Consider the following 19,967-nt stretch of genomic DNA (forward strand, 5'->3'; position numbering starts at 1 on the left):
TACATTGTAGATTTATTTCGAGTACGGGCACCACAGTGACAACCGCCACCGCCGCATCGAGGAGTGGTCTGCGCTTCGGCCGACGATCTGCACTCAGTCGGTCTCGGCGGCCGTCCTGGCGTCGGCGTGGAGCGTGACGATGGCGTTCTTGACCGAACGGCGCCTGGCCCAGCTTCCCCGCGACACCAGGCCGCTGCCCTCGGTGGCGGTTTATGACCAGTTGCTCAAACGCGCTCAGCCGACCAGCGAGCGTCCTCCCCAGGAGGACCACCATGACCACGCCCCACCGCGGCATGACTGAGCAAGCCGCCCAAGCGTCCATCGACCAGGCCTGCCGGATGCTGCGCCTGCCCAGCATCCGGGCTCAGTTCCCCGATATGGCCGAAACTGCTGCCCGCGATCAGATGTCCTACCTGGGCTTCCTGGCCGAACTCCTGATGGCCGAGTGCGATGACCGCGCCCGCCGCCGCTCCGAACGGCGTATCAAGGCCGCCCAATTCCCCCGCGACAAATCCCTGCGCGCCTTCGACTTCGATGCCAATCCCAACATCGACTCCGCCACCATTCATACCCTCGCCAATTGCGAGTGGGTGAAGAAGGGCCAGCCGCTCTGCCTCATCGGCGACTCCGGCACCGGCAAGTCCCACCTCCTCATCGCCCTCGGCACCGAAGCCGCGATGAAGGGCTACCGAGTCCGGTACACCCTTGCAACGAAACTCGTGAACGAACTGGTCGAGGCCGCCGACGAGAAGGTCTTGGCCAAGACCGTTGCCCGTTACGGACGCGTTGACCTGCTCTGCATCGACGAACTCGGCTACATGGAGCTCGACCGGCACAGCCCTGAGCTCCTCTTTCAGGTCCTCACCCTCCTACCGCCTCGCCCGGACCCGGGCCCGTACCGAACAACATGGCTGATCACAATCACACACCCCTACCAGGCCAACGTCACGCTCGTCTCGTTCCGCGAAATGTTTATCGCGCGATACATGTCTGACGTATCATGCGATACATGAGTGATATTGAACCAGCCCTTGCCTTCGATGATCCACATCAAGCCAAGATCATTCTCCACGCCTTTGCCGAAGCTCAGCGCGACCTCGATGATCGCCGCGACCCCTTGGTGCGGGGCGCTTTGGCCTCCGGGGTTGACCCCTCCGAAGTACATGCGATCACCGGGATGTCTCGCTCCACCATCGACCGCATCCTGTCGCCCACAGCGCGCCGCGCCTATCGGCAAGGCGACCGTGACGCCGTCCTGGTCGCGGACCCGTTCCCGCCAGCCAACGAATATGCCTTCATCCTGCGCGCTCGCGCTGCGCAACTCTGGGGCACATCGCCGCAGCAGCCCGCATTTCCCGACCCAAGCTCACTGATCGACGATGAACTCGCCGGGCGTGCCATGATCTACCGGGGCACCGCCAAGATGTTGGAAGGCGCCCCTCCACCCAACCTGACCGAGGACGCCTGGCTGCAATTAATGGCCGCGCGTTTCCGCCGGGCAGCAACCTCAAGCCGCACTATGGCATCCTCATCCGCTCGCGGCCAGGCCGAGGGGCGGACTTACCGGGAGACATACCTCCAGATGGCCCGTGAAATCACTGCGATTCGTCGCTATGGCCAGGCCGCGCTCGATCCCGCCACCGGTGTTTTCAGCGCAGATGAGATCGCCGCCGGCCGTGACCTAAGCCTCCGAAGTGACGCCAGCTGAATTGAGCCGGGTTGCGCTGGCCTTGTCCAAACACCTGCTCCAAGTCATCGTTCAAGAGCGTCCACGCAAGATCAGATCTCCCGGTTGCCACTTGCGACGCGTCAGCGCGCTTACCCATTCGAGCGGCTCCCGAGATCAGGAAGCATCGCACCTCCTCTGAGCCATCGCTGCCTGTCGGTACGCCTCCCGCGTGACGGTCAAGAGCCGCAATCGCGATCTACTGCAGAGCTAATTGGCGGCTAAGGACACGTTCGGGAGGAGACGGCTGTCACGAGAGCCATGCCCAGACCTACGGGCATGGCTCTCGCTTTCACCAACCTTTCCAAGACAGTTGATCAGCAAGTGCCTCTCAAACTGACCGACATACGGCTCCCAGATTCACCTTCATAGCCAGGCCTCAGTCACGCGCTCGTCGGAGTAGTCGAAGAACCGCTGCAACTCGCGCTTGGTGAGAGCTCGCCGACCTGGACGCCCTTCGTATTCCACGACGTGAGCAGCGGTATTCCACTCGAAGCAGATCTGCGCTGGATGCGTACCAAACAGCCGTTCGCACACGGCTGTCCACAGGTAGCGGGGATCGGCGACGTAGTCCCCCCAAGAAGAGCCGCAGGTGGCACTGATAGCCACGGACTGTTGACCAGGCCAAACTCCGGCCATCTCGCGTACGAAGCTCCGCGACCCGTTGTCGACGCTGCGCACGCCGCAGAGCGGGCACTCGCCTATGGGCGCCTTGATGAGTTCACCGTGGTCCACTACTCGGTGATCGCGTCCTTCCCCGAGATATAGTTTGCTCGAACTGACCTGCGCCAACACTCCACTTTGGGGCCCATCGCAGCTACCCGAGCGCCGGGCCTCATACGACGGGATCCTGGACCGGGCCCGCGAATTCCTTGCCGGGACTCATCCCTTCAGCGCGGGCGGGTTGGGGTGTGAGGGTAATGGCCAATTCGGCGAAGGCGGCGGCCGTTGGGAGCGGGTTGGCAGGCAAGGCGAGAAGGATAGTGCGCTCAGCAGGCGGGTGCAGCGGGATCGCGTGCACGCCCGGGCGATGGGCGGGCAGCGACAGTTCAGGGACGATGCTCACCCCGAGCCCCTCGGCGACCATCGCGAGAATGCTGTTGGTGTCGCGCACCCGGTAGTGGCACTTCAGGCTCGCCCCCGCTGCCCGCGCGAGTGCCGTGATCAGAGGCTCACAGCCGCCCGTGGACATGATGAACGGCTGCCGGGACAGTTCGACCACCGGTATCGAGTCGCGGACGCCCAGGTCGTGACCGCTGGACAGGACGGCCAGCATGCGGTCGGTGGCGAGTGGTCTCGCCATCAACCCTGCAGGGAGCGCGGCCGTGGTGGCCCGTGCGCCCGCCACCCCAGCTGACACAGTTGCGATATCCGCCGCACCCGTTTCGAGCCACTCCAGCACCTCGTCGTCCGAGCCCTCCATCACCGTAAGCCGCACCTGCGGATGCGCATCCCCGAACCGCCGCAGGATCGGCGGCAGCAGCCGGACGTTGGCGCTGGGGATGACACCGACGCGCAGGCTGCCACGCTCATGCTTCCGGGCCGCGGCCACCTCCTGCTCCAGCGCCTCCACCTGGGTGAGGATGAGCGTGGCGCGGCGGCACACGGCACGCCCAGCCGCCGTCAGGCTCACCCCATGGTTGCCCCGCACCAGCAGCGCGACGCCGAGCTCGCTCTCCAGGGCGCGCAGCGCGTGGCTGACGGCAGACTGCGTGGTGGCCAGTTCCTCGGCGGCCCGGGTCATGTTGCCGGTGCGTGCCACCGCCTGCAGGATCCTCAGCTGGGTGAAGGTCACAGCGCCGCGCGCAGCAGGCCGACGACCAGCGGGTGCGGGGCCTCAGGACGCGAGCGGGCTTGCGGCACGAACACTGTGGCCACGTAGTAGGGGTGGCCGGGAATCTCCAGCACCCGGGCCTCGCCATCACCGTCCACGCCTGTGACTGAGAAGCCACCGTCGTGCAGCGTCTCCTGCCGGCGGGGGTCGAGACCGAAGTTGCAGTAATACTCCTCTTCTACCTCGGTCCGTCCGTACAGTGCGGCCACTCGGGTACCGGGGACCAAGGTGACAGGCATGGTCTTGCCGGCCAGCGAGCAGGCCAGTTCCGACACGAAGAGGGTAGAGGCGTATGGGTCGTACTCTGCGTGCTGTGCGTCCTCGTAGCCGAGCACGTGGCGGGCGTACTCGATGACCATGTGCTGGCAGCCGCCGCACGTCCCAAGGGTGGGCACGCTGTGTTCGCGGCCGTGCCGAAGCGCGGCGAGGGCGCCGCGCAGGCTGCGGTACGGACTGCCGGGCGCGCACCACAACACGTCGGCGGCCTTGACCTCGGCCAGGTCAGATTCGAGCGGTTCGGTGGCCAGCCAGCGGACGTCCACCCCGATGCCGAGGTGCGCGGCGGCGTGCCGCAGCGCGTCGTCGGTAGCCACGTGCGGAGGAAAAGCTAGGTCGCGGTCGCCAATGACCGCGACGCGCAAAGATCGGTCCATGGCCTCACTATGCGACGTTCCGGCCTGAGCACCAATACCAGACCATGCGTGCGCCATGAGCAATCGCTCATATCCAGGCGGGAAGCCTCTCGCAAATTATCCCCTCGCCTCTGCCGAGGGAGCCCACAGGCGTGCAGACCACTTCGCGCATCCGTGCACACGACTTCGGAAACTGACACAGAGGATCATGGAAAGTCTCGTTTTCACGTTCCGGGACCGTTTCAGGGATGTAGGCGACGGCCCCAGGTCATCACAGGACAGCGGTGGTGACGGGTTCGAAGGAGCGCAGTGGCCGGTAGCCGGTGGCATCCAGTTTGGCCAGTTCGGTATCGATCTCGACGCTGATGGCGCCGAAGAAGTTGACGGTTTCGCTGCGGGGCCGGGGAGATGTGGGCCAGCGCTTCGTCGTTGACGTAGCGGCCCTCGGCTCGCAGCGCGGCCACCGCCAGCCCCAGGTAGTCCTTCAGCTTGCGCCGGGCCCGGCCCTCTCGCGCCGACACCGCCTGGTCGAACAACGCCACCAGATCGTCCAGCACCTCCACCGCGCACTGACTGACCAGCGTCAGCAGGATCGGATGCCGGCGCTGCGGTTCACGCCGGTCCAGGGATTGCGCCGTGAGCCGCCGTCCCACCGAGGCCAGGAACCGCCGCCGCTCGGCCGGCAGCACCGACACATCCAGCGTGTGAGCATCCATCCCGCGCAGGAAGGCCAGCTTGGCCGGCTCGTTCTTGATCGACTCGGGCGAGTCGCTGACCGGCGGGGTCGTCAGCCACGTCAACCGGGTCTTACCGAGCTCCGCATCGACCAGCAACAAATTGTCGAGTTCGGCAACCAGGACGGGGGTCAGCAGGTGGGCGACCCGCCCGTGGGTCTCCCGGCCAGCGGCCGCGCGGCCCGCCGCCACCCGCTCCAGCAGCGTGACCACACCTGGGCGATTCACCCGCGAGGAGACCAGGTGCTCACACGCCAGCCGGAACAACAAGCTGGGCGAGTCGTGCTCCATCGCCCGCGCCAGCAGGAACTCCTCGAGCTCCTTGCGTTCCAGCTCGCCCGCGGTCCGCCAGCCCAGGTACCGGGCCACCTGCTGCAGGTGCGTGGAGCGCGTCTGCTCCCGCCCGCCATAGCGAGCCAGCTCTCCCACCGAGATCCGCAACCGCTCCGACAAGCGCGCCACCGCGGCGGGAGGCGCGGAAGGCACATCGGCGGGGACGAAGCCCAGCCAAGGCAGGACACACAGCTGAACAGCCAGCCCCAGGCGATCGGCAGGTCCCCGTCCCCGGCCTGGATCAATGAACTCCACATCCGCCGCCGTCAACGTGAAGAACCGGATCAACTCCTCACGGCTGATCTCCGGGAACGATCGCAGCCGCGCGATCTCCTCATCGGTGAACACTCGGGTTGCCAACGCGCCTCACCCGCCCAGGTCAGCCCCCGAACCAACGCAGCCCGGATCCGGCTGCAGAGGCCACGCTAGAACGTCGGAAACCGTGTGTGACTGGTATTCATCGGACTGTTATATGTGCAGTTCAGTCATATCCGTTGGATGTTCGGCGGATGCTACGGCCACCCCGACACGGTGGCCGCCTGCGGAACGATGGCACCACACGCGCGGTGCGGGCTCATTTCTGGCCGGCGCCGTCCACCACCTTGGCCTCCAAGAGGGCCGTCAGGGTAAGCGGCGTGCCTGCCTTGACGACGTAGTTAGGGCCATCGGTGTAGTCCGTCATCCGGTCCTGCACGGTTACTCCGTACGTCCCGAGAAAGCGGAAGTCGACGGGATCCAGGATGAGGTCGTAGCGGGTCCATCCGCCGGTGTAGCTGAACGCGACCCCGTGCCTGCCGTCGGCGTCCACGGCGTCCTGGCTGACGGTCACCCCAGGAATGGTCGCGAGACCGCGAAACAGCGCCGCCCGTACCTCCGGCGGTAGCGCCTGGGTGCCCATGATCTGGTAGACGGCCTGGAAGAGCCGCTCATCCATCGATGGCGGCGAATCGGTTTCCGTCCACGTGATGTGCATGTCCGCCAGCTTCTGGCGGATCTTCGCGAGCACTCCTTCCGGAGTGACCGGTTGGCGGGCCAGTTCGTCCGCGCTCAGTCCTGGGTGGTTGCCCTGTACCAGCAGCTTGCCGTTGGGGAACAGAGACGCCGTCTGCAGGCCGTCCACGCTGTTCCACTCCTCCCGTACCTCGCGTCTGGACAGGTCGACGCCATAGCCGCCGTCCGCGGACTGCGGGGCCTGGAGCTGCTTGATGTACAGCCACTGGCCGGGGTTCGGCACCTGTCCGCGGTCGTCGTAGGCGGCCTGGGCGGCCCGCTCCCCCAGTTCCCGCACGCTCGCCACCGGAACCACGCGCGGCTGGTCGTTCGCCACCACCACCCCGGCACCGATCGCCACGGCCAGCGCGCCCGCGAGCACCAGCCGTCGGCCGAGCCGCGGCCCGCGCCGAGGTTCACGGTGAGGCTCGTGCTCACGGGCCGCGGCCAGAAGCCGGGCCCGGGCGGCGCTCTCCGCCTGTGCCGTCATTGGCGGGGTGTCCCGCCGGAAATCCTTGATCGTGCTCATCACAGCTCCTCGTCTCCCAATACGGCCCGTGCCTTCTTCCTGGCCCGGTGCAGCCGCGACCGCACGGTCCCCAGCGGGATGCCGAGCGCCTGGGCCACCTCCTCGTAGCTGAGGCCCTCCCACGCCACCAGCAGCAGCGCGTCGCGGTCCCCGCGCGACAGCGACGCGAGCGCCCCCGCCAGCTCGCGCTCCTTGTCCCGCGCGGCGACCCGCCGCACCACGGCGTCGTCGATCGGTTCGGGCAAGGGATCCACACCGGTACGCGCCAGTGCTCGAAGCATCCGCTCCTCCTGCCGCCTGTGTCTGGCGACGAGCGTCGTGGCGATGCCGTACAGCCAGGGGCGGGCCAGCGGAAACGACATGTCGTACGAGCCGCGCCGCCGGAACGCGGCCAGGAACGTCTCGGCCACGATGTCGTCGGCGGCCTGCGTGCCGATGCGCCGCGCGGCGTACAGGTGGATCTGCCGTGCGTACCGGTCGAACAGCGTGGCGAACTGCTCCGGCTCGCCGACCGATCGCCTGATCAGCTCGGCGTCGTCGATCTCGGCCGTCTCAACGGTCAACGGCCCTCCTTAAGGTAGGTCGGTCACCCTGCTGTCTCCCGCACCCCATGACAAGGTTCTCGACCCCGGCGGAAGAGTGACAGACGTCACAGCACGGCCTCGGCTGAGCGACTTCACAGGTCTGGCTGCCATCACCGCACCTACAGCGGCTCCGACGCGACGACCTTCTGGCTCCAGGTCACGAGCGAGGCTGCCACGTAGAACCGCGCCGGCCGTACTTCCCGCCAGAACCATCAGGGATGGAGCGAGCGCTCTTGCCGGGGCGGAGCCTTTGGATGGCAGACCCGGCCAGGATCAGCAGGCGTGCGGACCTGCACGCGGCGCTGCGCCAGCTGTTCGAGGACTTCGAGGGCAGCTATCTGGAGGTGGCCACCGCCGCGGACGGACGGCGACCTGCTGGCCATCACCGAGAGATCTTCGGACCAGATCCGACTGTGGCATGTGCCCAGCAAGACCGCGTACAGACCCGTGCTGACCGGCTTCCCCACCAGCGCCATCGAGACCCTCGCCTTCACCCCTGGCGGCTCCGCCGTCCTCGCCCTCGACGACAAGGGTCGCCTGCGCACATGGCAAGGGGCACCTGAACGATCATCATCCGACAGCCCTGCCATGGAGATGTTGGTCGCCGCGTTGATGTCGGCGTGCGCCCCGGTGCCCAACGTCGGACAGTCCGGTCAAGACAGCGGGGGCACTGATGGTCTCCGTCCTGGCAGCCGTGCTGGAGTTCCAGCGCGACATGATCGGCGAGAACACTTGCGAAGGCGTCGCCGCCGCCAGGCCGCCGGCAAGGCCCTCGGCCGCCCCGTCGCCCTGCGGCAAGACCGTCGCCCTGAACCAGGACGAGGCGGCCGCCATCATGGCCCCCACTCGGGTCGCCGTCATCAGGGCCACGGAATGTCACGCCCAGCCGCTTCAGCCCCGCCCGCTAAGGCGTCGGGCGTCCCGAACCCGATGAGCCGGGCGCCTCGACGACGATGCTGACGGGCCGGATCGGCCCCGCCGGACATTTCTCACCGGCATCCGGTCACGAGGGGTGGGTGCGGTACCAGTCGAGGGTGGCGGCGATGGCCTCACGGTGCGGGGTCGTGGAGAGCGGCCCAAAGGTGTGGGTGAACTTGGAGGTGTCAGCGACGAATGGGCGGTCTCGCTGGTACCAGGTCTGGCCGAGGGTCCGGATGGTGGGGTTGAACAGCCCAAGGACGCGCTGCATGAGGCGGCCGAGGGGCGCGGCTTTCACCGGATGCCCGAGCTCAGCGGAGATCAGATCGACGAACTCTCGCCCGGTCACAGGCCGGTCGGCCGGCAGGTGCCAGACCTGGCCGTCGGCCCGCTCGTCCGTCCCCAGCGTGACCAGGGCACGGGCGATGTCCGGCAGGTAGTTGAACGAGTGCGGCTGGTCCAGCGACCCGGTCCAGCGGACGGTCCGGCCGCGAGTCGCCTGCCCGAATACGGTGGCGCCGACCGTGCTGTTGACGCCGCCGGCACCGTAATAGTCGGAGGCCCTGCCGATGGCGACGCGCAGGTCGCCGACGCGGTGCGCGGCCAGGAGCGACTCGGCCATCTCGGCGCGAACTCGGCTCATGGGGGTGCGCCCGGCGTACGGCAGGTCCTCGGTCATGGGCGCATCCACCGGACCGTACATGTACAAGTTATCGGCGAAGACCAGCTTCGCGCCGACTGCTCCCTGACGGATCGCCGCGGTCAGCCCGGGAAACTCCTGCACCCACCGGTGGTAGGCGGGTGCGGCGCAGTGGTAGACGACGGCCGCGCCCGCACAGGCGGCCGCCGCGCCGCTGGCGGTGGTGACATCTTCCCGCAGGGCTTGCACGCCCGGCAGTTCCGGCACCGAGGTGTTGCGGTAAACGGCGCGGACGCGGTGTCCGCGGGATGCGAGTTCACGGACGACCGCAGCACCGACGGCGCCGCTGGCTCCCAAGACAACGTGCAAATCAGACATCGTGGGCCTTTCGAATCTACCACCACGCGACACGATTGGCCACGGCGCGAGGAGGGTTTAGGAACAGTGTTATAAAACAGCGTTATGATAGGTTTGTCAACATGGCACGTCCCCGTACCCGCGACTACGAAGCACTGCGCCGCGACCTCCTGGACGCCGCTGGGCGCATACTTGCCGAGGAGGGCCCGCAAGCCCTCAGCACTCGGCGCATCGCCGGTGAGGTCGGCACCTCCACGACCGCCGTGTACAACTTGTTCGGTGGCAAGTCCGGGCTGCTGCGCGCGATGTTTCTGGAGGGGTTCGCACGGTTGGCTGAGCAGTTCGCCACCGTCCCTTGTGACGGAGATCCCGAAGCCGATCTGATGGAGCTCGGGCACGCATATCGTGCCTCTGCGCTGGCCAATCCCCACCTGTATGAGCTGATGTTCGGCCACCCAGTGCCTGACTTCCATCCCGACGAGGCGGCCCTGGCGCAGATCCAGGGAACGTTCGACACCCTCGTCCGGGCCGTGGCGCGATGTGTGGACAGCGGCCGGTTCGCTCCAGTCGACCCGCTCGGCATCGCTGTCCATCTCAACGCCCTGGTTCACGGCCTGGCCAGCCTGGAGCTGTACGGCAGGTTGGGCGACCGCGATCAGGCCGACCGCCACTGGCGCCTCGCCTTGGAGGCCGCCCTCCGAGGCCACCGTGGCGCCAGTGCAGCCGACTAGAGCCTGCACGGAGTTCGGATCTTCAGGCCGGTCGGAGGCTGCGGATCTGGAAGAACACCTCGGCAGCACCGGCCGGCATCTCCAGCGAGCGACCAGATCGACGCGGGCCCGGCCAGCACCAGCGTGGCGGCAACCAGCCGGCTCCCTCCACACACGATCCGGCACGCCTGGATGATGGGAAGCCGGGGCGAGTTGCCAGGACCCCCGCGACCGGGATGACCACGAGGAAGACGAGCATGCCACCCATCAACACCAACCCGGGCACCGTGGCTTCGCCACTGGACTCGATGATGGCGAAGGCTAACCCCAGGGGCATGACGGTGGATGGGTTGTTGGCCTTCCGCCGAGCATGGTGATGGCGGCAGCCGCCGCGCGCTTCATGGGCAGCGCCAGGTGCGGGAGCGGGCATGCGTCCGCTCGTTTGCGTACAGCCCCTGCCGGCTTTCGGTGGCTGGAGAGCGCGTGATCTGGTTCATGATTGCGGTTGCGAACGGGGAGGCCTGTCAGAGCCGGCCGAGGGCTTTGGCCAGCGCGGTCGCGGCGGATGCGATCACCTTGTCGTCATGCGGGGTGTTGTCGGCGTTACGGTTGGTGAACACCGAAAGGATCATCGGCGCCTGAGATCCGGGCGACCAGACGATCGCCAGGTCGTTGGCGGTGCCGTAGTTGCTCGCGCCGCCGGTGCCGGTCTTGTCGCCGACCGTCCAGTCCTTGGGGAGTCCAGCCCGGATCCGGTTGGCACCGGTGAGGCTGGCCTTCAGCCAGCCGACCAGCCGCGCCCGGTCGCGGGTGTGGAGGGTCTTACCGGTGGTGAGCTTGGTGAAGGTCTGTGCGGCCGCCGCGGGGGTGGTGGTGTCGCGCTCTTCACCCGGCTTCCACTCGGTCAGGGTGGGCTCCGGTCGGTCCAGACGACTCGTCCGATCACCGGTGGCGCGGAAGAACTCGGTGAGCCCGCGCGGCCCGCCGATCTGCTTCAGCAGCGTGTTGCCTGCGAAGCCGTCGGATTTGGTGATCCCGGCGCGGCACAGCTGTGCAGGTGTCATGCCGGTGTCGGTGTATTCGGTGGTCTCTGGGGAGTTCGTGGTCAGCCCGGCCATCTCGGCAGGCGTCCAGCGAACCACCTTGTCCATCAGCCCGGGGTCGCTGGTGCGTGCTTTGTGCAGTACTGCCGCGCAGGCGAACACCTTGAACATGGAGTTGAAGGGGAAGCGCTCATCGGCTCGGTAGCCAACCGTTTTGCCAGTTCCCAGGTCGATGCCCACCGCGCCGATACGCCCCTGGTAGGACTTCTCGAGTTCCTGCAGCGTCTTGTCCAGGTCGGAGGCGGAGGGGGCGTTGGTCCCCGTCCGGGAGTCGACGCTGGAGGTGCTGGTCTCGCCGGTGGCGGCATCCGCCGCACTGGCGGGGCCGCTCAGCAGCGCGGAAGCGGTCAACGTCGCGATCCCTAGACGCAGGAGTGGTTGTGTCATGGCGGAGAGCAGATCAGAAACCAGCCAGGGATGTCCAATATTGATATTGATCATTTACTCATATCGATATGGATATCTGCAGGCGTCTCAAGGGCAGACGGCGCCGGTGAGTGTGCGGGGTGACCTGCCCATACCCGCATGACAGGCGGCTGACCGGCTTCCCCTGCGCGGACCAGAAAGTGCGGATCAACATTGCGTGCCAGGAGGCTCAGCCTCGGGCGGCCTCCGTCATGACCTTGCGCGCGTCGCGTTCGAACGACGTCCGGGCTCTGAGCGTGAGCAGCCCGCCCGCGATCATCGGGGGCACCAGGATGTACATCCCGGCGAGCAGTGACCCGAACCGGTCCGAGGCGATGCCGACGACCAGGGAGCCGAAGGCGCCGCCACCCGTGGTGAACAGCTGCAGGACGGCGAAGCCGAGCCCGCGCGAGGCGGCCGGGACCACGTCAGCCAGGCACGCGGCCAGGTTGGGCATCGCGATCGCCAGCAGCGAGCAGGCCAGCAGGACCAGCACGGCCATCGCGCCGATCGACTCCATCGACAGCGCCACGACCAGGACCAGCGAGCCGGCTGTCAGGCCGATGCCGCCGGCGAGCAGCCGGCCGCCCTTGCGCGTGCCGTGCCACTTGCGGCCGAGCCACGAGCCGACCAGGGCGCCGGTCAGCGTGCCCGCGACTGGGATCAATCCCGTCAGCGAGCCTGCCGTGCCCGTGCCGACGCCGAGGCTGCGCACCATGAATGTGGGCAGCCAGTAGAAGATCCCGGACAGGCCGAGCGTGAGGAGGCTGAGGCCGGCGCAGACGAAGACCAGGGTGGGTATGGCGATGACCTGCCGCAACTGCCGCCAGAACGGCAACCGCGCCGTGGCCGCGGACATCGAGGCGCACGCCGGGGACGCGGCGGAAGTGTGCGCGGGAAAGGTCAGGGCAGGGCGCACCGTGGAGAGCGCCGGCGTGGTGCCTGCGGCCACCAGCCGGTCCAGTCCGCCGCGGGGCGGCTCGCGGAGCAGCCAGACGAGCAGGGCCGTGAGCAGGCCGGGGACGACCATGACGAGGAACGCCGTACGCCACGAGAACGCCTGGGCCAGCACCCCGCCGAGCAGCGTCCCGACGCCTCCGAGGTGTGCGGTGACCCGCGTGAGCCCGTACGCCTTCGTCCTGCTGACCGGCGGGTAGTAGTCGGCCAGGAGGCTGCCGGAGGCGGGGTTGTCGATGTTCTCGGCCGCGGCGAGGAGCACCCGCATCAGGTAGAACATCAGGAAGCCCGTGGCCAGGCCGGAGCCCAGCGTGGCGAGGGCCCAGACGAGGACGACAACCGCGATGATCCGGGTACGGCTGAGCCGATCCGCCAGATACCCGGCGGGCAGGGCCACGACTGCCGCGGCCAGGGCAGCGGCAGTCGGGATCGAGCCGGCGGCTGTGTCGCTGAAGCCCCATTCCCTCTGAATGGCCGGAAGCACGCCGGAGAGGAGGTTCTGCTCGATCCGGTCCACGAATCCGACGATGAACAGGACCGCCAACGGCGCCCACCCGAACGGTGCGCCAGAACCCGCGTCAATGGCACCGGCGCGCGGCGAACCCAACGTCCCGACCATGCCCGCCCTTTCGGTACGAAATCCAATCTGTTCTAGTAGCTCCGGGTGGCACAGTCACAGGATTGGTAAATGGGGATTTAGGCTACTACGGAGGACATCGCCAAACTTACCGGCACGCCGGGCCGCTGCTGGGCGCGCTCTGGAACGAGGACCTCATCGCCGCCTGTTGGCCGGACCTGCTGCGCATGGCCGGGTCGCTGAAGGAGTGGGGCATGCTCAGACGCACCGTGCTACGCCCCGCAGGGCACGATCATCCGGCCGCACCTGGAGCAGCAGGCCGAGGCGATAACAGAACGTACGCCAGGACCCGAGCGGGGGCCATCATCGATGGAGTACCGCCAAGGTGCCGCCGTCAAGGCCCTGGCCCGACGTCACCAGCTCGGCCCCAAGACCATCCGCCGTGTCCTGGACGCCGCCGGCGCCCGCAACCTGCCCGACCGACTCGACGCGCCACCGACCGACACCGGCGAGCAGTACCGCGCCCGAACCGGACCCGGACACGTCCCTCGATCCGCCGGGACTGCTCGCCGATCACCTGCGCACCGCCGGTGATGAACCCGTCCGCCAGCCCCTCGCCTCCGGGCAGCCATCCGCCGCGGCCACGGCTACTCGGTCCGCATCGCGTGTACGCCGCCCGTGTCGCAGCTGTTCAGACCACCCGACTGCATCCATCATGACGTGCGAAAACCCTTCGGCGCGGCACATGTGAACAGAAAGTCACGGCAAGCCGCTCAACGCTGCTCCGCTAACGGGACTTTCGTCCGGATGCTCGTCATGCCCTGGCTCCGGCCAACAGTCCGCCGAGCAGTACGCGCGAGTCGCGGCCGGTCAATCGTGCAGCGTCGCCTTTCATCGCTGTATCAAGTGCGATCTTCATACGGGGGCGCTACCGCAGTTGGTCGCGGCGGCGGGTGAGATAGGCGATCTCGCCGGTGTTGCCGGCCAGCTCGATGGCCCGGTCGTAGGCCGCGCGGGACTGCTGACTTCGGCCCAGCCGGCGCAGCAGGTCGGCGCGGGTGGCGTGGTAGGCGTGATAGCCGGCCAGCGCCTCCGCGAGGCGGTCGACGACGGCCAGCGCCACCTCCGGCCCGTCGAGCTCGGCCACGGCGATGGCCCGGTTGAGGGAGATGATCGGCGAGGGGTCGAGGCGGACGAGCTGGTCGTAGAGGGCGAGGATCTGCGACCAGTCGGTGTCGCGGATGTCGCGGGCGGAGGTGTGCACCGCGTTGATCGCGGCGAGGATCTGATAGCGACCCGGAGCCGCCCCGGCCGCGGCAGCGGCCAGGCGCTCGCGGACCAGCCGGTGACCTTCGGCGATCAGTTCCACGTCCCAGGCGCCGCGGTCCTGCTCGGCCAGGGGGACCAGTTCGCCGCCTGCCGAGACCCGGGCGGGGCGGCGGGCCTCGATGAGCAGCATCAGCGCCAAGAGGCCGGCCACTTCTCCGTCCTGCGGCAGGAGCGCGCGGATCAGGCGGGTGAGCCGGATCGCCTCGGTGGTCAGGTCGTGTCGTACGGGATCGGTGTCGGGGCCGCTGGCCAGGTAGCCCTCGTTGAAGATGAGGAACAGGACGGCCAGGACGCCGGAGACGCGTGCCGGCAGATCGTCGGCGGACGGCATCCGGTACGGGATGCGCGCCGCCTTGATCTTGGCCTTCGCGCGGGTGATGCGCTGCTCCAGCGTGGTCCCCTGCACCAGGAAGGCCCGGGCGATCTCGGGCACGGTCAGACCGCCGACCATGCGCAGCGTCAACGCCACGCGCGCTTCCACCGCCAGCGCCGGGTGACAGCAGGTGAAGATCAGCCTGAGCCGGTCGTCGTCGATGGCGCCCAGCGGCTCGGGTGGGGTGTTGTCGTACACCATCTGAGCCTCCTTGTGCTTGTCGTCGCGTCTGTTCTCCCGCCGGATCCGGTCGATGGCCTTGCGGTTGGCGGTGGTGGTCAGCCACGCGCCCGGGTTGGGCGGTACGCCGTCGGCTCGCCACCGCTCGACGGCGGTCGCGAACGCCTCGGCCGCTGCCTCCTCGGCGATGCCGAGGTCACCGAAGCGCCTGGTCAGGGTGGCCACCACCCGCGCCCACTCGTCGTGGTGGGCCCGGGTGATCGCCTCGTCGACGTCGCTCACTGGAACGGTCGCACCTCGATCTTCCGATCGCAGACCTTCGACGCCTCGGCGGCGAGCTTGAGCGCCACATCCAGATCGGGCGCCTCCCACACCCAGACGCCGGCAAGGTACTCCTTCGACTCCACGAAAGGCCCGTCGGTGAACACCGCCTGCTCGCCGCGGTTGTCGATGACCGTGGCCGCGTCGGTGTCCGCGAGCCCGCCCGCGAAAACCCAGTAGCCCTCGGCGATCAGTCGTTCGTTGAACGCGCTGATGGCGGGCTGCCTGTCCGTGCTGCCGGGATTGCTCTTGTCATCGATCACGGAAACCAGGTATCGCATCTGAAGATCATCTCCTGTGAGGTAAAGACAGCGTGGTTCGGTGGTAGGGACTTCAGGCCGTTGCATACCGCGGGCGCCCGGCCGGCCGGTAGACCTGGATCGTCTCGTCGACCAGATCGTTCTCCAGCAGCCACCGGGTCAGGATGCCACTGCCGTGCACCTTGCAGCTCACTCCCTTCATGATCGCGGTTCCCTTGCCTTGGCGCCGCCTCTCTTGCGGGCGGCCTCACCCGTGCTACGAACACCACCGCCCCGATCCGACACTTCCTCCCGGACTTCTTTCAAGAATTATCCGGAACGCCGGTCGTCATCGATCGGACAGCACGACGGTGTCGCGGCGACGCGCTCCACCTCCTCAAGCGCGCCCCTTCTCGGGGTCATGCCCGGCCTGCTTACGAACCGTGAACCCCCCTCAGTGTCGAGACGAGGCGATGGCTCCCCCCACGTACACCACCGGCCGCGACGGGCCGCGCGGCAAAAGTAAGGAGAACCCCCATGACGCTCCAGCGGATGGACCATGTCGGCGCTCGTGAGCATGTCTCAACATGTTCGGCGCCTTCGGCGGTTCCTGCGCGCGCTCATCGTCGAAGGCCCGCTCGAAGGTCTTGCGTCAGCCCGCGCAGGAGGCCGCGTCGGTGAGGCCCTCCCTCGCTGGACGCGTACGGAGTGGAGATGGCCCGCGCGCTGTACGACATGAAGGGATCGGGCGGCAGGCGGCGCTACACCGACCAGCAGATAGCTGATCGACTCGGCGTCAGCCGCGCCGCGATCTGTCGGCACCTGGGTCGTAGCCTGCGGTGACCATGCTCCATAGGTGCTCCGGGAACCGTGAACCTTCTTGGCTTCTCGCCCGACTGTGCATGATGACGGGAGGACGAGACGACCGATGAGCTGCTGGTGGTGCGTGCTCAGCTGGGAGAGCGCGCGGCACTGGCCGAGTTGCTGGCTCGGTGGCGGATACCGGTGTGGATCTATGTGCGCCGCATGCTGGATGCTGACCGGGCTGACGACGTGACGCAGGAGATCTGGCTGGCCGTCGTCCGCGGCCTGCCCCGGCTGAGGGACCCGGACCGGTTCGCGCCGTGGCTGTTCACGATCGCCCGGCGGTCGATCATCGACCGGCTGCGCGGCGAGTACGCCCAGGCCGAGAAAGCGTCCGGATTCGGCGACATGGTCGTCGAAGACCCGGCTGAGGCCATGGTGGATCGCGCCGCGCTCGTGAGCGTGCTGTCAGCTCTGCCGGTGCTGGAACGGGAGATCCTCGTCCTGTTCTACCTGGAGGACCTGCCGGTCGAGGAGTGCGCGTACATCTGCCAGATACCGGCCGGAACGGTCAAGTCCCGGCTCAACCGCGCCCGCCGTCTGTTGCGTGAACACCTGGAGGAGAAGGGATACCGGCCATGACCGACGAACCGCGCCTGTCGACGCAGGACATGATCGAGCACCTGGCTCCGGTGCTGTCGCTGAGAGTACGGATCCGGGCGGTGACGACACTGCTGGCCGGTGTGGCCGGCACTGTGTTCGTGGGCACGTTGTGGTGGTCGGAGCCGGGACCGCTGCCCGGGCGAACGCATCTGGCGTTCGCCTTGTTCACCGTGTTCTGCCTGGCCTGGGCGACGTACGGCGGGTGGCTGTTGACGCGCCGGGTTCCGCTGTTCGCCACCGATCGGGTGATCGCCGCCTGGATCGGCCTGGCCGCCTCGCTGGCCACCATGGCGGTCGTGACTGTCGTAGCCGTGCAGCGCGGCACCGGGGCGGGGCTTGCCCTGGCGGTCGGGGGCTTGTTCGTCGCGGTGACCCTGACGCTGGCGCTACGCGCCCATGCCCGGCGCGCAGCACTGCTGCGCCGCATGCACGAGCTGACCGGCCGGGAGGAGCGGTGAACGCGCTCTCGACGTCACCATCATCACCCCCGAGCTGACCATGGCCCCCTACGTGCCGATGCTGGCCCCGCTGCTTCCGATGCACGAGGCGTCCATGACCAAGTCGCACGACGAGGCCCGCCGCCTGGGCACTGCCCTGACCGGTCGGCCAGCCGCCTGATCCACCCCTGAACTCCCCGAAAGGCGTTTGATCACCATGAGTAACCTCCTGGTCTTCGGCGGCAGCGGCCGCACCGGCGCTCACGTGCTGAAGTACGCGGCCCAACGCGGCCACCGCGTCCGCGCCCTCGTCCGCAACCCCGACAAGGTGCAGACACCGGCCGGCGTCGAGCTGATCCAGGGCACCCCTGCGAACATCGACGACATCCGCCGAGCCGCCGAAGGCACCGAGGGGGTGATCAGCGTGCTGAACAACGGCCGCGCCTCCGACAACCCGTGGGCCAAGCCGGTCAGCCCGCCGATGTTCATGACCGACGCCGCCCGCCACACTCTCACCGTCATGGGCGAGCAGGGCATCCGCCGCATCGTGCTGACGTCCACGCAGGGCGCGGGCGACGACTGGGCCCGGCTCAACCCGCTGGTCAAGGCGTTCATCAAGCTGTCGAACATCAAGGCGGGCTTCGAGGACCACACCGGCGTCGACCAGGTCATCCGCGCCTCGTCCGACATCGACTGGACCCTGGCCCGCGCCGTCACCCTGACCGACAAGCCCGCCAGTGGCCCCATTCGGGCCGCCGAGGCCGGCACCGAAAAGCCCGGCGCCCGCATCAACCGGGCCGACCTCGCCCACTTCCTCATCCAGACGATCGAGGACGACGCATGGATCCGCAAAGCGCCCCTGGTCTGGAACACCCGCGGCTGACCCGTCCCGCCAGGCCGCAGGTGGTCCCCTCATCAGCAGGAACCCTCCGCCTCACCTCCTGGCCACTGCTCACCGCCGCCCCGCACGGGACCGATCGGCAGCATCCGCTGATGGGCCGCAGACACTGTTCGCGCTGGTACTGGCAGTGAAGTGCTTCCAGAAGATGGCCCGCTTTCCCGCCCGCGAGGAAATCGCCGAGGTCGTCATCGAGCACGTACGGCGCTGCCTGGGCTTGGCCGACGATGTCGAGCCCCTCCACGGGGCCGTGAGCATCGCCAAGTGGCACCGCAAGCAAATCCGGACCCGCCAGGGCGTGACCTACGACAAAGAGCGGGCCCGAACCATAGCGGCCGAGGCCATCACTGAGGCAGCGCAGGCCAAGAACAACCCGCCAGCCTGATCGAGGCCTCGCTGGAACTGCCAGGGTTCACCACGCTGAACGAGATGGCCTCCACGATCCGGGCCCGGGTCAACTCTGAGATCTTCACCCAGGTGGAGGAGCGGATGGGGCCTGGTGGGCAAGAGCGCATGGGCCCCTACCAAGCTCACCGATTTTGCGGGAAGTCGACGGTGATGTCGAGGCCGCCGCCGGTCTGGGCGGCGACCGTGATCCGTCCCTGGTGGGCGAGGGTGACCGCGCGCACGATCGACAGCCCCAACCCCAGACCCTCGGTGCGGATGCGGGTGCCCTGCCCATGCACGAACGGTTCGAGCAGCTTCTCCGCCTCGCCGGGCGAGATGTGTCGGCCGGTGTTGGAGATTCGCAGCACGGCGCGCCCATCCGCCGGGCCCGTCGCGACGGCCAGGTGCCCGCCCGGCCGGTTGTAGCGGATGGCGTTGTCGACCAGGTTGCCGATCATGCGTTCGAGCAGGATGGGTTCGCCGGTGACCGGTGTCGGGTGAAGCTCGGATCGTACGGTGAGGTCGGCGGCTGTCGCCCGCGCTTGGGCGGTGTCGAGGGCGGCGGCCGCGATGGCGGCCAGGTCGACCGATTCCCGCGCTGTGAGCCCGGCCTGGCTGCGCGCCAGCAGCAGCAGCCCGTCCAGGACGCGCTGCATGTGCTCGACGGCGCCGCGTACGTCGCCGGCCATCGTGAGAAGTTCGGCACGGCTGGGGTTGCCGTCCAGGGTGACGTCGATCGCCGTGCGCGTCGTGGTCAGCGGCGTACGCAGCTCGTGGGCGGCGTTGGCGGTGAACAGCCGCTGGCTGTCCAGGATCCGGTCCCGCTCGGCGACGCCGCGCTGGATGCGGTCGAGCATGTCGTTGACCGTGCCCGCCAATGCCGACAGTTCGTCGGCCGGGGTGGCGATCGGGACCCGCTCGGTGAGGTTCTCGGCCGACAGTCGCCGGGCGGTGGAGGAGATCACGCGGATCGGGCGCAGCACCCCGCCAGCCACCAACCAGCCCACTACGGCGGCCAGGGCGGTCACCACGACGAGCGCCAGAGCCGCCTGGGGCAGCAACGCGGACAGAGTGGCGGTCTGCACCCGGTTGGCGAAAACTTGCAGATTCTCGGCTGTCGGCATCGGCGGGGGAGTGCCCGATGGGTCAGTTCCGCTCAGGTCGAGGTGGGCGAAGAAGGTACCGTGGCGCATCAGCAGGTAGGTCAGCCCGGTCAGCGCGGCGCCGGCGGCCAGCACCAGGGCGGTCTGCAGCAGAGCGAGCCGGGCCCGGGCGGTCAACCGCGCCATCCTGAGTCGGACCACGCC

21 protein-coding genes are annotated in these 19,967 nt (G+C 68.1%); 8 read left to right on the forward strand and 13 right to left on the reverse strand.

All coding sequences use genetic code 11. The features are described 5' to 3' along the window. Positions 1-272 precede the first annotated feature (272 nt). Positions 273-1,013 carry an ATP-binding protein gene (locus tag AB0H84_RS31225; RefSeq protein WP_357611932.1) on the forward strand — a complete coding sequence of 247 codons (741 nt, stop codon included), beginning with the start codon at positions 273-275 and terminating at the stop codon, positions 1,011-1,013. Next, positions 1,010-1,708, forward strand: a complete 699-nt coding sequence (locus AB0H84_RS31230; protein WP_357611935.1) for a hypothetical protein — start codon at positions 1,010-1,012, stop codon at positions 1,706-1,708. The genes AB0H84_RS31225 and AB0H84_RS31230 overlap by 4 nt, the downstream gene beginning before the upstream one ends. Before the next feature lie 384 nt (positions 1,709-2,092). Here AB0H84_RS31230 and AB0H84_RS31235 read toward each other — a convergent pair whose 3' ends face one another. The 7 genes from AB0H84_RS31235 to AB0H84_RS31265 all read right to left on the reverse strand — a co-directional run bounded on the left by AB0H84_RS31235 (position 2,093) and on the right by AB0H84_RS31265 (position 9,289). Then, positions 2,093-2,518, reverse strand: a complete 426-nt coding sequence (locus tag AB0H84_RS31235; RefSeq protein WP_357611938.1) for a hypothetical protein — start codon at positions 2,516-2,518, stop codon at positions 2,093-2,095. 43 nt (positions 2,519-2,561) lie between these two features. After that, complete coding sequence (locus tag AB0H84_RS31240) at positions 2,562-3,521, reverse strand: LysR family transcriptional regulator (RefSeq protein ID WP_357611941.1); 960 nt, start codon at positions 3,519-3,521, stop codon at positions 2,562-2,564. Continuing rightward, positions 3,518-4,270 carry a hypothetical protein gene (locus AB0H84_RS31245; RefSeq protein WP_357611944.1) on the reverse strand — a complete coding sequence of 251 codons (753 nt, stop codon included), beginning with the start codon at positions 4,268-4,270 and terminating at the stop codon, positions 3,518-3,520. Before AB0H84_RS31245 ends, AB0H84_RS31240 begins: the two co-directional genes overlap by 4 nt. A gap of 164 nt (positions 4,271-4,434) precedes the next feature. After that, a complete protein-coding gene (locus AB0H84_RS31250; RefSeq protein ID WP_357611946.1) occupies positions 4,435-5,607 on the reverse strand; it encodes a DUF4158 domain-containing protein in 1,173 nt (390 codons plus the stop codon). A gap of 226 nt (positions 5,608-5,833) precedes the next feature. Further along, positions 5,834-6,778: a CU044_5270 family protein gene (locus AB0H84_RS31255; protein ID WP_357611949.1), complete on the reverse strand. Its 945-nt coding sequence runs from the start codon at positions 6,776-6,778 to the stop codon at positions 5,834-5,836. After that, positions 6,778-7,341: an RNA polymerase sigma factor gene (locus tag AB0H84_RS31260; RefSeq protein ID WP_357611952.1), complete on the reverse strand. Its 564-nt coding sequence runs from the start codon at positions 7,339-7,341 to the stop codon at positions 6,778-6,780. The genes AB0H84_RS31255 and AB0H84_RS31260 overlap by 1 nt, the downstream gene beginning before the upstream one ends. Positions 7,342-8,365: 1,024 nt before the next feature. Next, complete coding sequence (locus tag AB0H84_RS31265) at positions 8,366-9,289, reverse strand: NAD-dependent epimerase/dehydratase family protein (protein ID WP_357611955.1); 924 nt, start codon at positions 9,287-9,289, stop codon at positions 8,366-8,368. A gap of 110 nt (positions 9,290-9,399) precedes the next feature. Here AB0H84_RS31265 and AB0H84_RS31270 point away from each other — a divergent pair, with 110 nt between their 5' ends. Then, positions 9,400-10,008 carry a TetR/AcrR family transcriptional regulator gene (locus tag AB0H84_RS31270; protein ID WP_357611957.1) on the forward strand — a complete coding sequence of 203 codons (609 nt, stop codon included), beginning with the start codon at positions 9,400-9,402 and terminating at the stop codon, positions 10,006-10,008. A 503-nt stretch (positions 10,009-10,511) separates the two neighbouring features. Here the strand turns inward: AB0H84_RS31270 and bla are convergent. The 5 genes from bla to AB0H84_RS31295 all read right to left on the reverse strand — a co-directional run bounded on the left by bla (position 10,512) and on the right by AB0H84_RS31295 (position 15,694). Further along, on the reverse strand, positions 10,512-11,531 hold the full coding sequence (bla, locus tag AB0H84_RS31275; RefSeq protein ID WP_357611960.1) for a class A beta-lactamase: 1,020 nt from the start codon (positions 11,529-11,531) through the stop codon (positions 10,512-10,514). 154 nt (positions 11,532-11,685) lie between these two features. Further along, complete coding sequence (locus AB0H84_RS31280) at positions 11,686-12,996, reverse strand: MFS transporter (protein ID WP_357611963.1); 1,311 nt, start codon at positions 12,994-12,996, stop codon at positions 11,686-11,688. A 961-nt stretch (positions 12,997-13,957) separates the two neighbouring features. Beyond that, a complete protein-coding gene (locus AB0H84_RS31285; RefSeq protein WP_357611966.1) occupies positions 13,958-15,193 on the reverse strand; it encodes a DUF6596 domain-containing protein in 1,236 nt (411 codons plus the stop codon). Then, on the reverse strand, positions 15,190-15,513 hold the full coding sequence (locus AB0H84_RS31290; protein ID WP_357611968.1) for a YciI family protein: 324 nt from the start codon (positions 15,511-15,513) through the stop codon (positions 15,190-15,192). Before AB0H84_RS31290 ends, AB0H84_RS31285 begins: the two co-directional genes overlap by 4 nt. A 52-nt stretch (positions 15,514-15,565) precedes the next feature. Further along, entirely contained in the window at positions 15,566-15,694 is a 129-nt protein-coding gene (locus AB0H84_RS31295) for a hypothetical protein (RefSeq protein ID WP_357611970.1), read from the reverse strand. Positions 15,695-16,185: 491 nt separating this feature from the next. On the opposite strand from AB0H84_RS31295, the gene AB0H84_RS31300 reads away from it, so the two are divergent. The 5 genes from AB0H84_RS31300 (at position 16,186) to AB0H84_RS31320 (ending at position 18,658) form a co-directional block, all read left to right on the forward strand. After that, positions 16,186-16,314, forward strand: a complete 129-nt coding sequence (locus AB0H84_RS31300; RefSeq protein WP_357611973.1) for a hypothetical protein — start codon at positions 16,186-16,188, stop codon at positions 16,312-16,314. A gap of 99 nt (positions 16,315-16,413) precedes the next feature. Continuing rightward, entirely contained in the window at positions 16,414-16,917 is a 504-nt protein-coding gene (locus tag AB0H84_RS31305; protein WP_357611976.1) for a sigma-70 family RNA polymerase sigma factor, read from the forward strand. Beyond that, positions 16,914-17,396, forward strand: coding sequence for a hypothetical protein (locus tag AB0H84_RS31310; RefSeq protein WP_357611979.1), 483 nt, complete (start codon positions 16,914-16,916; stop codon positions 17,394-17,396). The genes AB0H84_RS31305 and AB0H84_RS31310 overlap by 4 nt, the downstream gene beginning before the upstream one ends. A 196-nt stretch (positions 17,397-17,592) precedes the next feature. Beyond that, on the forward strand, positions 17,593-18,258 hold the full coding sequence (locus tag AB0H84_RS31315; RefSeq protein WP_357611982.1) for an NAD(P)H-binding protein: 666 nt from the start codon (positions 17,593-17,595) through the stop codon (positions 18,256-18,258). 163 nt (positions 18,259-18,421) lie between these two features. Further along, positions 18,422-18,658: a hypothetical protein gene (locus AB0H84_RS31320; RefSeq protein WP_357611985.1), complete on the forward strand. Its 237-nt coding sequence runs from the start codon at positions 18,422-18,424 to the stop codon at positions 18,656-18,658. A gap of 145 nt (positions 18,659-18,803) precedes the next feature. On the opposite strand, the gene AB0H84_RS31325 is transcribed toward AB0H84_RS31320, so the two are convergent. After that, positions 18,804-19,964, reverse strand: a complete 1,161-nt coding sequence (locus AB0H84_RS31325) for a HAMP domain-containing sensor histidine kinase (RefSeq protein WP_357611988.1) — start codon at positions 19,962-19,964, stop codon at positions 18,804-18,806. Between the last annotated feature and the right edge of the window lie 3 nt (positions 19,965-19,967).

This window comes from Nonomuraea sp. NPDC050786 (assembly GCF_040654115.1).
Lineage (GTDB): Bacteria > Actinomycetota > Actinomycetes > Streptosporangiales > Streptosporangiaceae > Nonomuraea.